A 14,778-nucleotide genomic window follows, 5' to 3' on the forward strand; every position below is an offset into this window, starting at 1 on the left:
ACACCTCTCAACCGCTGCCTGGGGTGGTGGGGGGGGTTTTTTTTTTTATAACAGCCCCGCTGGGGTGGGGGCTCCGGCGTTCCCACCCCGGCCGTACCACTCACGACGGTCCGTTTACGTCACCACGGCAAGACAGCCTTGATGGCAGCCGAGATCGGTTCGAGGTCGGCGACCATCCCGTCGAGCTCGCCGGCGGTCAGCGCGTTGTACGGCGCCTCCGCGAGCCGGTCGGTCAGCGCCTCGACGCGTCCCTTCGTGGCCCGCCCTTCAGCGGTGAGCCGGCCGTCGTCCCCGACGAGGCCGCGGGCGCGCATGCCGTCGATGACCGCGGCCAGCTGCGCGGCGGGGAGATGGTGCACACGGCCGAATTCCGCGGCCGGCATGTCCGCCGACAGGGCGTGCAGCACGTGGCACTCCGTCCCGCCGACACCCTCGGCCACCAGAGCGACCGTGTGGCCGTCGCCGCGGTGCTCGCGGAGCAGGGTGGCCGCGTGCCACAGCCGGGCCACGGGCTCCTCCGGCACCGGGAGCGCCCGCAGCGCGGCGAAGAGCGCGCGCCCCTCCACCGGCGCGCTGGTCGCCGCCCTCAGCAGCAGGTCCCCGGCACGCACGACACCGGGGCCGTCGGCGAGGTCTCCGAGCGTCCGCCGCAAGGCCGTGGCGCATCCCCGCTCGCGGGCGGCCAGCGCCGCTTCGGGCGTGGTCAGCTCCCAGACCCGCGGGAGGTGACGTGCCACCTCACCCGGTGCGAAGTTGTAGAAGACGGCGTGGACGACCTCGGCGGGCATCGAACGGCCGAACGGCGCGGCCCGCCCCGCGAAGTAGGCGTCCCACTGATTGCGCAGGCCCAGTGCCATCAGGTCGTCGTCCGATCCGTCGACCAGGTAGGGCACCAGGCCGATCGGCTCGATCAGGTCGTACATGCGGCGGGCTACGGGTTCCTGGTGCGACATCTCATCCCCTGTGTTCGTGGTGGCGCCCTCGTGGCGGCCGGTCACCTACTCCACGAACGGCCCGTCCGGGATTCGACACCCGAGCCTCAAGAAATTCCGGACCGCGTCGCGTGCACCGGTTCGAGGCCTTTTTCGTATGATCGCCCACGGAACCGAGACGCCGCCGCGTGCGTCGGTGTACACGAACGGTCATCGCGTTTCGGGAAACCCGCGCAGACGTCGATGTGAGCTCATAGGCTGTTCGCAGAACAGCGCAAGTCGGACAAGCACGGGGCGCAGGCGCCGAGACTGGAGGGATCACTCATGGCTCGCCGATTCGATCCAGAGCAGATCGCCGAGCTGGCCAAGAAGGTCGGCGGGCTCAAGGACGGGATCAGCACGACCGGCAAGGACCTGGGCAATGGTGATCCCGGTGGCGCTTTCGGCCACCTGAGCAACGCGGCCAATGCGGGCAAGACGGTGCAGGGGTTCCACAAGGGTGTGAACGCCGAACTGGCCGCCGCCGGGAAGCTCGTCGACGCCGCGTCCGCGGCGCTGGCCGACGCGGCGCGGCTCATCGACAACTACGAGGACGAAGGTGCGTACACCTTCCGCGGCGCCAAGCGGGATTGATCGGAATGTGGACGCGAAACAGGGGGCTTGACCGATGACCACGGCGCGACGGAATCCGGATGTGCTCGACGATCCGGCACATGACCGTCCGAAGTCGATGGACGCCATCGACACACACGCCCAGCAGGCACAGAAGCTCGACGCGCGTGCGGTCAACGACCAAGCCGCGAAGGTCGGCGTGGCCGCGACCAATGCCAACGATCTCGGAGACGATCTCAAACGCTTCCGCGACGACGTGCTGCGCCACTGGGAGGGCAAGGACGCGGACGCGGTCGCCGACCACCTCGAAAAGCTGGGCAAGGCCAGCTATCAGGTCAGCGACAAGGCCGAGGCCGCCAAGAACATCCTCCAGCGCGTGTCCGAGATCCTGGACGACGTCAAGAAGAAGGTCGCCCAGCTCGCCCAGGAAGCCAACGACAAGGACGCGGACAACCGCAAGCTGATCGGCGCCGCCCGGCAGCGGCGCAACACCGCTGACGACGAGAACGAGATCGCCGCCGCCGCGTCCGACATCGAGCGGCTCCGGAAGCTCAACGAGAAGGACTCCAACGGCAAGAAGACTGAGATCGAGCAGGCGCTCGACGACGCCGAGAAGCAGATCGACGACCTTCTCAAGCCGCTCGGCATGCAGATCGAGGGCGGTTTCCTGGAGCTGCTGCCCGCTGAGGAAGGCACGACGGCGAGCAGCGCCGCGCCCAAGCCGGTCGACACCACCGTCCACCACGCGCCCGTCGGCAACCACGGGAGCGGAGGCGGCGACCACGGCGGTGGCGGCGGGGTCGCCGGGGTGCCCGGCGACGGAAGGCCGGCCAAGCCGATCGACGCCCGCGGCGACAACCCGGCCAAGATCGCCGAGAAGTTCCTCGGCCGCAACGCCAGCGACCTCAAGCGCAGCGGCGAGCTGCCCGCGATGCAGTCATGGGTGCCCAACGACGTCAACTGCGCGAACTTCGTTTCCGGCTGCCTGGAGGCGGCAGGCCTGATCGACAAGAGCCAGGCCAGCGCCTCAGTCGCAGGCCTCGCCGCCAACCTCGAGGCGGACGGCTGGGTGTCGATCCCGCTCTCCGAGGCGAAACCCGGCGACGTGGTGATCGCGAACGGCGGCCACCACGTGGTGCTGTACGCGGGCGACGGTCAGTTCATCGGCTCCAACAACGTCAACCCCGACGGTTCCCAGAAGGTCAGCATGGGTGGCGGCGGCGGCCTCGTGAAGATCCTCAGGGCGCCGGGCTGAGACTAGAACCCGAACAACGCGCGCGGTGCCTCGTGCTTGTCCGGCCAGTCCAGCCAAGCGACATCGGTCGGGCCGATGGCGTAGTCGGACAAGCGCCAGGACCGCGCGTCGTCGGGCCTCCCCTGCTCGGTCTTCTTGAGCAGGACGGCGTAGGCGTCCGACATCACGCCGTCGAGCCTGCGTGACTCGTAGACGGTGCCCGCGTAGTAGGGGCGGCCGCCTTCGACGCCGTGCATCCTGCCGTGCAGGAACACCCAGGATCCGACGCGGTTGAGCTGCTCCACCGCCACCTGGACACGATCGCCGAACGACTCGTCGAGCCGTGCGATGGCGGCTTGGAGCACCGCTTCGCGTACCGGGTCCCCTGGGCTCAGCGGTTCCGGGACGGATCGTGCGGACGGGCTGTACATGTTCGGGCTACCTCCCAAGAGCAGCGATTCACCTGGCCTCGGTGATGCTACCGCTCCGATCGCGCCCAGTCCTGGCTTCGGGAACGCGCGGCCACTCGCCTGATCCAGCTCCCTCTCATCAGGGCGATCAGCGCTGCCGGTACGGTCCGCGTGACCTACCGTCCACGGCAGTAGCGGCGAGGAAGGAACTTCATGCGTTTGCGGCTGCAGCCCCGGAACACCAAGTTCTTCGACCTGTTCACCCAGGCCAGCAGCAACATCAGCGCCTGCGTTGGCGTGCTGGGCGAGTTCGTCGCCGCGCCGCCCGAACGGCACAAAGAGCTGGCGAAGCGGATGCACGACGTCGAGCACGACGCCGACCAGACCACCCACACCATCTTCGAGGAGCTCAACCGCTCGTTCATCACGCCGTTCGACCGGGAGGACATCTACCGGCTCGCCGGCCGCATGGACGACGTGGTCGACTACATCGACGCCGCCGTCGACCTCGCCACGCTCTACCAGCTCGGCGAGCTGCCCGACGGGGTGCGCGCCCAGGTGGACCTGCTCGCCCAGTGCGCGAAGCTGACCGTCGAAGCCATGCCGAAACTGGCCAAGCCCGCCAGCCTGAACGAGTACTGGGTGCAGGTCAACGAGCTGGAGAACCAAGCCGACCAGGTGTACCGGCGGCTGCTGTCGTGGCTGTTCAGCGGCGAGATCGACACGCTGACCGTGCTTAAGCTCAAGGAGGTCGTCGACCAGCTGGAATCCGCGGCCGACGCCTTCGAGCACGTCGCCGATGTGATCCACACGATCGCGGTCAAGGAATCCTGACACATGCTCTCAACGGGCTTGGTGGTCCTGGTCGTACTCGCGCTGACCTTCGACTTCACCAACGGCTTCCACGACGCCGCCAACGCGATCGCTTCGGCCGTCTCGACCAAGGCGCTCTCACTGCGCGGCGCGCTGCTGCTGGCCGGCGTGATGAACCTGCTGGGCGCGCTCGCGGGCACCGGTGTCGCGGTCACCGTCGCCAAGGGTGTGATCGCCACTCCCACGGCAGGCGGCGGGCTGATGGTGATCATCGCCGCGGTGATCGGCGCGATCACCTGGAACCTCATCACCTGGTACTTCGGCCTGCCGTCCTCCTCGTCGCACGCGCTGATCGGCGGGCTGGTCGGCGCGGCGCTCGCCTCGGCCACCACCGTCCAGTGGAACGGCGTGCTCACCAAGGTGCTGATCCCCATGGTGGTCTCGCCCGCGGTCGGGCTGCTGCTCGGCTACTTCCTGATGACGGCGATGCTGTGGCTGCTGAAGTCCGCCGACGCGCACAAGGCCAACCGCGGCATGCGCCGTGCGCAGATCTTCTCCTCGGCCAGCCTCGCCTTCGGCCACGGCCTGCAGGACGCGCAGAAGAGCATGGGCATCATCGTCCTCGGCCTGGTGATCACCGGGCACCAGACCGACTTCTCGGTGCCGTTCTGGGTGATCCTGTCCTGCGCGCTCGCACTCGCGCTCGGCACCTCCGCCGGCGGGCTGCGGATCATGCGCACCCTCGGCAGGCGCATCTTCCCGCTCACCCCGCCGCACGGGTTCGCCGCCGAGGTCTCCGGCGCCTCCGTCCTGTACTTCACCGCGTTCGTCTTCGCCGCGCCGATCTCCACCACGCATGTGATCACCTCGGCGATCATGGGCGTCGGCGCGACCCGGCGCCGATCGGCGGTCCGCTGGGCGGTCGCGGGGAACATCATCACCGCCTGGGTGCTCACGCTCCCGGCCGCCGCCGCTGTGGCCGCGCTCGTCTACAGCGTCACCAGGCTGTTCTGAGCACGAGCCGGGACGACGGGTCGTGCAGGCCGCGATCGCGGCTCTCGAGCTGTACTGACATGCCCGGCACCTCAGCCCGCCGGACGCCGAGCCGCCGGGATCGCCTTCGCCGCACCGCGCCCCGGGCTCAGCGGCTGGCCGCGGTGGTCGATGACGACCTCGGGGTCGTGCCGCGGCCAGTACCGCACCGCGAAGGCGATCCCGGCCAGCGCCAGTACGCCGAGCACGATCCAGGCCGGGGTGAACCCGATGCCGGTGCCCAGCCAGCCCGCGATCGGATACGCCAGCAACCAGCACGCGTGTGACAGCGAGAACTGCGCGGCGAAGATCGCGGGGCGGTCCGCCGCCTTGCTGGAGCGGCGCAGCACTCGCCCGACCGGCGTCAGGACAAGCCCGGTGCCCGACCCGATCACCGCCCACACCACCACCGCCACCGTCCACCGCCACCCACCTGTATCCACAGTGGACAAACCGATGGCGCCGAACATGCCCGCGATCAGCACGCAGGCTCCGGCCAGCATCACGTCGCGTTCGCGGACCCGATCCAGGACCCGCGGCACAACCAGCGCGACCACGATCGTCCCGACGCCGTTGCCTGCCAGCAGCAACGCGACATCGGCCTGCGACCGGCCGAGGGAATCGCGCACGTAGTTGACGGTGTTCACCATCACGGCCGAGCCGGCCGCGGCCCGCTCCCCCAAGGCACGCAACGCGGCCAGATCAGGTGCGTACCGGGCAAGCGGACGCCACATCGGTCCGAAGAAGATCTCCAGGTTCGGCCGCCCCAAAAAGGATTCCAGGTTCTTCAGCGTCGCCGCCACCCCCGCCAGTGCCAGCTCGTCCGGATCCTCCGGCACGTTAAACCCGGCCAGTGGCAGGAACTTCCCCAATGCCGCGCTGACACCGTCCGTTCGCGCGGTCCGGTAGATGCCGGCGTACCGCGCCCGGTGCACCGGGGCGTCGGGGAACAGCTCGGGAATAGGCGGCTCATGCACGACGACGGCGCGGACCTGCCCGGGATGTGTCGTGGCGAGCACCAGACCGGTGTTGGAGCCACCGCTGTTGGCGAACACGGACGCGGGCTCACCCGTCACCGCGCGCAGCACCCGGTGCGCGTCGTCAGCCTGCGTCTCCACCGCGATGTCGCGATCCGGATCATCCAAAGTGGACTCCGACAGGCCACGCGGGTCATAGGTGAGCACGGTGTAATGCTCGGCGAGCAGCGGCACGACATCTTCGTAAGCCGCCATACCCGATGGCCCGCCAGGGATCAGCAGCAGCACAGGACCGGAGCCGCACACAAGGTACCTCAGGCGTGCGCCCGGGACGGCCAAGGTATTCAGCTTCACTTCACCGCCGGACGAACCGGGTTCTTCCTCGTCGCAGACATGACGCAAACACCTACCTGATTCTCGAATCGATCCGTTCGCAGAGAATGCGACGGTGATTTCTTTTGGCATCCAAATCGTGAAACGGCCGCATACCCGTCGAGAGCCTAGTCGATTTTCACGAACCAGATCATGCAACTTCCTGCCGACTTCGGCGGCCATGCCGCATCAAACTGCACCCGCGGGGATCAAAAGTCACGCGCATTCATTAGGCGCGGAACATGTCATCTGCCGCTGGAAGCGAACAGCGAGTCGTTCAATTCAATAGGCTGACACCACCCGCGTAGCCGGCGAGGTTCGAGCTGGTCGACACCGAAGCCGCCTCCGCTCGGTCCGTTGTCCGTGCCACCACCACAGTTGTTGGGCACGCCGCGCCGGGCCATCGCCGCGTCGACCACCGTCTTGGCCGCAGCAGCGCAGCGGCGACCAAGGCGGCGTCGAAGGCGTTGTGCGGGTTGCGCGCCCGTCACGCCGTCCTGGCTGACGGCGGCCCAAGTGGTGATCAGGAACTAAAACGAGCCGACCGCGTGTTCAGCCATGAGCGTCGCGCTCTCCCGGCCGCAGACCTTGATCAGGTAGCTGCCCGAGCCGCCGCCCGCCAGTCAGAACGAAAACGCTGAGCACCCGATCCCCAGCTCCAGGCCCTGTTCGAGGTCACCCGGCGACGCCGCCGACACGCTGGCGATGACGCACGATGATGGCGGTTCTAACCATTCCAAACACTCACGCCCCTTCTGCCTTTACGCGGGCTTGGGCAGCAGGCAGCCCTTCTTGGCCAGGTTCAGCCGGCTGTGCCCGTCGAAGCAGGTGGTGAGCCAGTACACCTGAGTGCCGTAACCGCGCCCCTTGTGCACGGTGATCACGCCATCGCGGTCCATCTCGCAGGGATTGTTGACCGTGCACTGCTCACCGGCACGGTTGCTCGTGTTGTTGAGGCCGACGAGCTCGCCGCTCGTCCGGTCGAGCATCGGCGAACCGGAGCTGCCAGGTCCGGTGTCGCAGGCCTGGGTGTAGCGGATCACGTCCTTGGTGACGTTGCCGGTCTCGAGTACCCGGTAGACGAGCCGGTCGATGTCGCACTCGTAGACCTTCTTGAGCCCGCCGGAGACGATCCGGATGGCGGTGCCCACCGCGGGCCGCCCCGTGGTGATCGTGAACGGGCGGGCCCCGTGCTCCGCCTCGATCTGCCGGTAGGTCTGCTTCAGCTCGTACAACGCCATGTCGGTGCCGGTCATGGTGACGTACAACGCTTTGGTCGCCTGCAGGGTCGCCACGGTCCCGCCCTTGTCATCGAGCAGTGCGGCCAGACGCTCGGACGGGCGGTTCACCAGCACCTCGTCCGCGACAGGCTTGGCGCCCTCGTAGCAGTGCCCGTTGGTCAGCGCCAGCGCGCGGTCGCCCGGCGCGGAGTCCGGCAGCCGGATCAAGGACCCGGAGCAGCCGCCGATCTTGAGTACGCCCGCCAGACCGGTGCCCGTCGCGCCGGCAGCCGGTGCGAACAGGGCGAGCCCCAGGCAAGCGGCGCCGACTGCCGCGCTTGCGCGCAGGAGAATGTTCATCATCGGTCCCTTCAGTCCAAGCCCGCGCACGAGCCGCCGCTGAGCGCGCCTGTACGGAAAAAGTCGACAGCCTTCGAGGAGCAGGGATTGCGCGGGAACGACCCGTGTGCACGGTCGCGGATGGTCAGCAGGGTCCCTCCGGTCGCGTCTCGCGCCGCGACGGACCAGGCATACGGCGTGACGTCTTCCGTGAGATGTCCGGAAAGCTGCAGTGGACTCTCACCGCGCACGGGTTCCCACCGGCGCGCGGGGAATGGCCAGCCCGCGCAGTACAGGCTTTCCTCCACCCGCCCGCCGGTCATCGGAAATTCACGCACGCGGTTCGTGCGGTCGGTCCAGATCCGGTCGAAGTCGGGAATGTCGTTGCCTTCATTGCACATGAGCGCGTCGTAGGCGGCTCCCCCCTGGGGAACCGAGTCCCAGCCTGCCGTCCGCACCGGAGCCGGAGCCGGAGCCGGAGCCGGAGCCGGAGCCGGAACGATCGAATGCGGCACGCCGCCGTCGCGCACGGTGGCGATGTCACGTGCGACGGACGCCCAGGCTTGCCGGTGGGCACCTAGTTGCCGGCGCAACCAGTCACCGTCGAGCACGACCCGACCACCGCCTGCCCGGGGTTCTCTGGTGAGCTGATCGGCCAGTGCGAGCAAGGATGCCTTGACCGCTTCCGGGCTCACACCGAAGTGGAACTCGTTGTCGTGCCCGGCCAGCCATTGAGCGAATGAAACGAAACGCGCTTCGTCGAGCTCGTCGTACGATCGCTCGACGGCGAGGCCGTCCAGCACCGGCGCCACCGTGGAGTCCAGCCACATGGCCCGCACCCGGTCATCGAACAATCCGCGGTAGCGAAGGCCGACCGCAGTGCCGTAGGACACCCCGTAGAAGCTGACCTTCTCCTCTCCCAGCGCGCCACGCAGCCGGTCGAAGTCGCGGGCGATGTTCACGGAGGTCAAGTTCTCGAAGAAGTCGGGGTCGTGTGCCACACATTCCCGGTTTTCCACGGCATAGTCATCGAACTTGGCCTTCAGCCTCTCCTTCAGCGGGCTGAGCGGCGGAAGAACCGTCGGAGGCGGGAAGCCACACCTGACCTTGTCGCTGTACCCGGTACCCCGCACGTCGACGACGATGACGTCGTGATCGGTGGTCAGTGTGCTCAGCGGACCGGCGTCGAACCACAACGGGAACGACGGAAGGGAATTGCCCGGGCCACCGCCGGCGTAGAACAGGGCACCTCGGCGTTTCGCAGGATCAGTCGCCTTCTGCCTGGCGACGGCGACGTGGATCTGGCGACCACCCGGATTCGCGTAGTCCAGAGGCACCTCCAGCATGGCGCATTCGGTCACCTTGTCGGCGGCCGGCCAGTCTTTCGCCGTCGTAGCGCACAACGACCAAGTGAGTTCTCCACCACTGGTGGCAGCGGATGCCGGAGCAGCCTGCGCGAAGGCAAGGCCACCCGCCAGCACGACCGCCGAGATCGACTTTTTCATGGCGGCAGCCTAAGAACGCCATGTCTGGACTTTTTCGCGAAATTGTACGCAGACGGTAACAGAGCCGCGTTGATTGCACATGACCGTGCAATCAACGCGGCATACAGAATCAGCGACGCCCGTAAGCAGCCGATCTTTACCAACGGCACGGAGCGCCCTTACCTCTGGCAGGTGCCCCTCACCTCCGGCAAGCCAGCGCGGAATTCCGCGACTGTGCGAAATGCGACCGACATGGCGAGGCCCTCCGCTGCGCCACCGACAAGCATGGCACCGACAGGGCCGCGATCAAGGAGTCCACGCGGCTGACGCCCCCCGTTACCTTCGGCGCAGGTCGAGTCCAGGTAGCTGACCATGTCGGCGGTCAGTCGCACCGCGGCCGGGTCACAGGCGGCGTCGGCCAACGCGTGGCTCCAGGCGATCCCTTCCGGGATCGGGCGATGATCAGCGAGCGGCTTGCCACGCGAGCCTTCCCGCGACGACATCAGCAGCGCGACCAACTTCCACAACTCGTCCGGGATCGCATGAGAACGAACACCGGCCGATTACCACCTACCACCAGGCCAAATTTTTGGAGACACGCACTAGTCCAAAAGCGGCCAGGGTGTCAGCCGTGGCTGGCGGCGAATCCCACGGCGACCCAGCCCTGTGATTGGCGGCGCAGCTCGAAGCCGTAGGCGACGGCCCCGGGATCGTTGCCGTGCAAGGCTTTGACGCTCTCCCAGGAATAGTCGCCCGGCTCGTCCGGGCGATAGGGCGCTGACCAGAACTGGGGTGCGGTTCCGCCGCAACTGCGGTGTCCCCAGAACTTCACGGACTTGGTGCTGTCGGTGAACACGGTCCGGGCCGTGTCGTCGACGGTCCACCAGTCCTCGCAGTTCGGACTGCCTGCCACCGCGGTGCCGGTGACGGTGAGCCCGCACAGCACTGTTGCCGCCATGGCCGAGCCGGCCAGGTGCCCCCAACGCATTCGATGTCCCCCTTGGATCGAGTCGGTGCGGCGAACTATACCCGAAATGTCCGAGTCGGTGGCCGGGTCTCATGGACGCACAGTTTGATGTAAAGGTCACAGTACCCGGCTTTATTTAAGTCGTGGTCGGGTGCACTCGAAAGGCGGTTGACAAGATCAACCGTATGAAGATCAACTACGTTGCGTGACGACTTTGCCCATCGCGAACACCGATGAGTGACATTCGCTGCTCAGCCAGTGGGACCCATTAGTAAAGAACAATGGGAAGTTTCTTTACTAATAGAACACCTTCGCTTGGTTTTGCGGTATTCATTAAGTGGTGGCCGTCACCGCGGCCGGCCACGCGCACCCACGTGTCCAAAGCAATCACGGAGGAATCAAGCAATGAGCAAGGTGACCAGCGAACGGGAGCACGCGCCACCGCCGGGTACGGGCAGGTGGCGGTCGCTACGGGAGAACCTGCGCCACGACGTTCCGGCGTCGCTGGTGGTGTTCCTCGTCGCTGTCCCGTTGTCGCTCGGTATCGCACTCGCCTCGGGTGCGCCGATCGTCGCGGGCCTGATCGCCGCGGTCGTCGGTGGTGTCGTCGCGGGCGCGCTCGGTGGTTCGGTGCTTCAGGTCAGTGGTCCCGCCGCGGGACTGACCGTGATCATGGCCGACACCATCAACCAGTTCGGCTGGAAGACGACCTGTGCGATCACACTGGTGGCGGGTGCCCTCCAGGTGGTGCTGGGACTGAGCCGGATCGCGAGGGCGGCGCTGGCCATCTCGCCGGCGGTCGTGCACGGCATGCTCGCCGGTATCGGCGTGACGATCGTGCTCGCCCAGCTTCATGTGGTTCTCGGCGGCGGTCCGGAAAGCTCGCCGATCGCCAACGTCAAGGCCTTACCTCAGCAGATCATCGAGAATCACGAACCCGCCGTGCTGATCGGCGTGCTCACGATCGTCGTACTGGTGATGTGGGGCAAGATGCCGTCGGCGGTTCGCAAGATTCCCGGGCCACTCGCCGCGGTGCTGCTGGTGACGGTGCTGGCCGCGACGACCGGACTGGACGTCGCGAAGGTGGAGACTCCCGCCAACCTGCTCGACATCCGTTTCGTGCCACTGTTCCCCTCAGCTGGTTGGGCCCAGTTCGGCATGGCGGTGGTGACCATCGCACTGGTGGCCAGCGTCGAGAGCCTGCTTTCGGCTGTGGCGACCGACAAGATGCACAAGGGACAGCGCGCCGACCTCAACCGTGAACTCATTGGGCAGGGCGCGGCGAACATGGCCTCCGGCGCGCTGGGCGGCCTGCCGGTCACCGGCGTGATCGTGCGCAGCTCGACCAACGTCCAGTCCGGCGCGCGGACCAGGATGTCCGGGATCCTGCACGGTTTGTGGATCCTGCTGTTCGTCGTGGCCTTCGCGGGTCTGCTGCGCAACATTCCACTGGCCGCTTTGGCCGGACTGCTGGTCTACGTCGGCGCGAAGCTGCTGAACCTCACCCATGTGCGGGAAGTCCGGCGCCACGGCGATCTGCCCGTCTACCTGATCACGCTGGCCGGCGTGGTGTGCATAGACCTGCTGACCGGGGTGATGATCGGGATCGGGGTCGCGGCCGTGCTCATGCTGCGCCGCCTGCTGTGGTCCGGGATCCACGCCGAGCCGGACGGCGACGGCTGGCGAGTCGTGGTCGAGGGTGCGCTCGCCGCGCTGTCGATTCCCCGGTTGTCCTTGGTGCTGGGCGGTTTGCCCCGCGGCAGCAGGGTGACGTTGGAGCTCGTGGTCGACTACATGGACCACGCCGCGTTCGACACGCTGACCACCTGGCAGAAAGCGCACGAGAACACCGGCGGGATCGTGATCGTCGACGAGGTCGGTCACCCGTGGTTCGAACGTGGACGGGCAGGCGAGCCGACCGTGCACAAGTCGAAGGCGAATCCGGTGGTGCCTCGCTGGTTCGCGCCGTGGTCGGACTGGCAGCAGTCGGAAGGGCCTTCGGTGGCGGGTGTCAGCGTGCCCGCGCAGAGCTCGATGCGCCGCGGCACCGAGGAGTTCCAGCGGCGGACCTCGAAGCTGGTGCAGCCCGCACTGAGCAAGCTCGCCGACTCGCAGCGGCCGCAGACGCTGTTCATCACCTGCGGCGATGCCAGGATCGTGCCCAACCTGATCACCACGAGCGGGCCAGGTGACCTGTTCACCGTGCGCAACATCGGGAATCTGGTGCCTGACAACGCGAGCAGCGTCGATGGCATCGACACCTCGATCGGCGCCTCCGTCGAATTCGCCGTCGGTGTGCTGAAGGTGCGCGAGATCGTCGTGTGCGGACATTCGTCCTGCGGTGCGATGAATGCGCTGCTGAACGGAGCACCCGCCGGAGCTCCGGCGTTGGCTTCGTGGCTGCGTCACGGTGAAGCGAGCCTGACGCGGTCGCGGTCGCACGCGAACATCGGCATCGAGGGTGAGCAGACACCGATCGGTCCGAACCAGCTCGCGCTGCACAACGTGCTGCAGCAGCTGGACCGGCTGCGGGAGTACCCGGTGGTCCGGCAGGCCGAAGCGCTCGGCGAGCTCGAGCTGATCGGCATGTACTTCGATGTCGGCGCCGCGCAGGTGCATCTCTACGACGCCCGCACCGGCTCCTTCAGTTCGACGGGCAGGTCCGTGCCGAGTGGCAGGGACGCGACGGTGGCGGCACTGACGATCAACGGCCATGTCATGCCTTCGAACGGTTCGGCGCTCTAGCGCTCCGGTAATCGTGTGAAAGCCGGGTTCGGGGACCTCCCGGACCCGGCTTTGGCGACCCCTGGATCAGGGAGATTCGACCACGATTCTTTTGTGAAAAGTCACCTTGACGATGTCTTTGGAAACCCTTTACGTTGAGGTGGTGATGATCTCCGCATCGTCACGGTCTCGTACACCCCAACCGGAGGTATGACATGGACAAGCTGGTCAAGCTCATCGCCAAGGACGACATCTGGTCGAAGTGGGTCGCCGCGAACTCCGCGCCCGCGGCGGGCAAGGAAGGATGCATTTCCAAGTCGAAGCAGGGGTGCATTTCCCGCTAGTTCCAGAACTTCGCATCGGTGGCCGGCCAGTGCGCCGGCCACCGATGTGGCAATCGGATGACAGGTGGAGATGACTGTGCAGCCCTCGGCCGAGATGGTCGAAAAGATCCGGGGAATTCCGCTGTATCGCGACTCGCTCGAGTCCGGCGATTTCCCCATTCTCGAAAAGAGCGTCATCGCGCGGGGTTTCCCCGACAATTGGATGACCCCGGAACTCAAGGAGGCGCTGGACACCGGCGCCGCGGAGTTCGTGCTGTCCACGGGGACGAACCACGCGCGCATGCAGTTGATCCGGCCGCCGTACTTCCTGCTGAAGTCGTACTACCGGCTGTGGAGCGAACATCCGGACATCGCGCACACCTGGGCGGCCGGGTGCCCCCGGGTGTCGATCACCACCGTGCTGGCCACCGAGCACGTCGCGCGGGTGAACGCCAGGGCACGCGGCGAGGAGCCTGCCGAGCGGCCGAGCCTGGCGGACCGGCGCCTCGACGAGCGGACGCTGTACCTCAATCAGCGCCTCGACCCCGCGTTGTGGTCGCGAGCGGACGTCTCGCGCATGATCGATGAGATCGACCAGGTGCGGGCGACGCATCCGGAAGGCCGCTATCACCTCGACTGCTCCAGCTACCACCTCGCCCACCTGGTGCTGAAGGCGCGGGAATGGGGACTGTCCGATCGGCTGGCGCGGCCGGACAGCATCGTCCACGCCTACGAGTACACGCCGGACAACGTGTCCCGTTTCCTTCGCGAGCAGTTCGACTGCCCGATCGTGGATCTGTTCGGCAGCACCGAACTCGGATACCTGTACTACAGCGACAAGGACGGGCGGTACCACCCGTACCTCGACGAGATGCGGGTCGAACTGGTCCCGGTCGAGCAGGGGAGCACGCTCTACAGCCTGATCGTGTCCAGCATCCGCAATCCCCACATGCCGCTGATCCGCTATCGCTCCGGCGACTGCGCGCGCACGGTGGACGGGACTCCGGACCCGGCGAGGATCGCGCGGTTCTGTGGCCGGGAGAAGGAACTCATCCGGGTCGGGTCGACGCTCGTCTGCCACGGTGACCTCGACCGCTGGATAGGTGAGTGCGCGCCATCGGTCTTCCTCTACCGGCTGCGGGTGAGCGACGGGTCAGCCGCGGAGCTCGAATACGCCACCTTCGACGGCTCGCCGATCGAGGGCGGCGCGCTCGTGACGGCACTGGCCGAGCACCTCGAGCTGGCCGTCGAACTCGTGCACCGCGAGCACATCCCGATCGGCAAGTCGGGCAAATACGCCTGGCTGCACCCCGAATCCCGAGACCACTAGGAGCCTTGC

14 protein-coding genes are annotated in these 14,778 nt (G+C 67.0%); 7 read left to right on the forward strand and 7 right to left on the reverse strand.

What is annotated here, in order from left to right; translation table 11 throughout:
- Positions 1 to 119: 119 nt before the first annotated feature.
- On the reverse strand, positions 120 to 953 hold the full coding sequence (locus tag ACFV15_RS05775) for a MarR family transcriptional regulator (protein WP_378348979.1): 834 nt from the start codon (positions 951 to 953) through the stop codon (positions 120 to 122).
- Positions 954 to 1,256: 303 nt separating this feature from the next.
- Here ACFV15_RS05775 and ACFV15_RS05780 point away from each other — a divergent pair, with 303 nt between their 5' ends.
- Together ACFV15_RS05780 and ACFV15_RS05785 are read left to right on the forward strand one after the other, a co-directional pair.
- Positions 1,257 to 1,565 (forward strand): hypothetical protein, encoded by a 309-nt coding sequence (locus tag ACFV15_RS05780; protein WP_378348980.1) that lies wholly within the window; start codon positions 1,257 to 1,259, stop codon positions 1,563 to 1,565.
- A gap of 34 nt (positions 1,566 to 1,599) precedes the next feature.
- Complete coding sequence (locus tag ACFV15_RS05785; protein ID WP_378348981.1) at positions 1,600 to 2,799, forward strand: peptidoglycan-binding protein; 1,200 nt, start codon at positions 1,600 to 1,602, stop codon at positions 2,797 to 2,799.
- A 2-nt stretch (positions 2,800 to 2,801) separates the two neighbouring features.
- Here ACFV15_RS05785 and ACFV15_RS05790 read toward each other — a convergent pair whose 3' ends face one another.
- On the reverse strand, positions 2,802 to 3,209 hold the full coding sequence (locus ACFV15_RS05790; RefSeq protein ID WP_378348982.1) for a hypothetical protein: 408 nt from the start codon (positions 3,207 to 3,209) through the stop codon (positions 2,802 to 2,804).
- Positions 3,210 to 3,401: 192 nt separating this feature from the next.
- On the opposite strand from ACFV15_RS05790, the gene ACFV15_RS05795 reads away from it, so the two are divergent.
- Together ACFV15_RS05795 and ACFV15_RS05800 are read left to right on the forward strand one after the other, a co-directional pair.
- Positions 3,402 to 4,022, forward strand: a complete 621-nt coding sequence (locus ACFV15_RS05795) for a DUF47 domain-containing protein (protein ID WP_378348983.1) — start codon at positions 3,402 to 3,404, stop codon at positions 4,020 to 4,022.
- A 3-nt stretch (positions 4,023 to 4,025) separates the two neighbouring features.
- Complete coding sequence (locus ACFV15_RS05800) at positions 4,026 to 5,015, forward strand: anion permease (protein ID WP_378348984.1); 990 nt, start codon at positions 4,026 to 4,028, stop codon at positions 5,013 to 5,015.
- Positions 5,016 to 5,086: 71 nt separating this feature from the next.
- Here the strand turns inward: ACFV15_RS05800 and ACFV15_RS05805 are convergent, their stop codons facing one another.
- From ACFV15_RS05805 to ACFV15_RS05825, 5 genes are all read right to left on the reverse strand, one after another.
- A complete protein-coding gene (locus tag ACFV15_RS05805; protein ID WP_378348985.1) occupies positions 5,087 to 6,298 on the reverse strand; it encodes an MFS transporter in 1,212 nt (403 codons plus the stop codon).
- Between the two features lie 845 nt (positions 6,299 to 7,143).
- Positions 7,144 to 7,962, reverse strand: coding sequence for a trypsin-like serine peptidase (locus ACFV15_RS05810; RefSeq protein ID WP_378348986.1), 819 nt, complete (start codon positions 7,960 to 7,962; stop codon positions 7,144 to 7,146).
- An 11-nt stretch (positions 7,963 to 7,973) separates the two neighbouring features.
- Positions 7,974 to 9,446, reverse strand: a complete 1,473-nt coding sequence (locus ACFV15_RS05815) for an alpha/beta fold hydrolase (RefSeq protein ID WP_378348987.1) — start codon at positions 9,444 to 9,446, stop codon at positions 7,974 to 7,976.
- Positions 9,447 to 9,604: 158 nt separating this feature from the next.
- Positions 9,605 to 9,943, reverse strand: coding sequence for a hypothetical protein (locus ACFV15_RS05820; RefSeq protein ID WP_378348988.1), 339 nt, complete (start codon positions 9,941 to 9,943; stop codon positions 9,605 to 9,607).
- Positions 9,944 to 10,050: 107 nt separating this feature from the next.
- Positions 10,051 to 10,413: a hypothetical protein gene (locus ACFV15_RS05825; RefSeq protein WP_378348989.1), complete on the reverse strand. Its 363-nt coding sequence runs from the start codon at positions 10,411 to 10,413 to the stop codon at positions 10,051 to 10,053.
- A gap of 384 nt (positions 10,414 to 10,797) precedes the next feature.
- Here ACFV15_RS05825 and ACFV15_RS05830 point away from each other — a divergent pair, with 384 nt between their 5' ends.
- The 3 genes from ACFV15_RS05830 to ACFV15_RS05840 all read left to right on the forward strand — a co-directional run bounded on the left by ACFV15_RS05830 (position 10,798) and on the right by ACFV15_RS05840 (position 14,769).
- Positions 10,798 to 13,137 (forward strand): SulP family inorganic anion transporter, encoded by a 2,340-nt coding sequence (locus ACFV15_RS05830; RefSeq protein WP_378348990.1) that lies wholly within the window; start codon positions 10,798 to 10,800, stop codon positions 13,135 to 13,137.
- A 194-nt stretch (positions 13,138 to 13,331) separates the two neighbouring features.
- Positions 13,332 to 13,460, forward strand: coding sequence for a hypothetical protein (locus ACFV15_RS05835; protein ID WP_378348991.1), 129 nt, complete (start codon positions 13,332 to 13,334; stop codon positions 13,458 to 13,460).
- A gap of 70 nt (positions 13,461 to 13,530) precedes the next feature.
- Positions 13,531 to 14,769 carry a hypothetical protein gene (locus ACFV15_RS05840; protein ID WP_378348992.1) on the forward strand — a complete coding sequence of 413 codons (1,239 nt, stop codon included), beginning with the start codon at positions 13,531 to 13,533 and terminating at the stop codon, positions 14,767 to 14,769.
- The last annotated feature ends 9 nt before the right edge of the window (positions 14,770 to 14,778 follow it).

Origin of the sequence: Amycolatopsis sp. NPDC059657, from assembly GCF_042734395.1 — a bacterium.
Taxonomy (GTDB): Bacteria; Actinomycetota; Actinomycetes; order Mycobacteriales; family Pseudonocardiaceae; genus Amycolatopsis.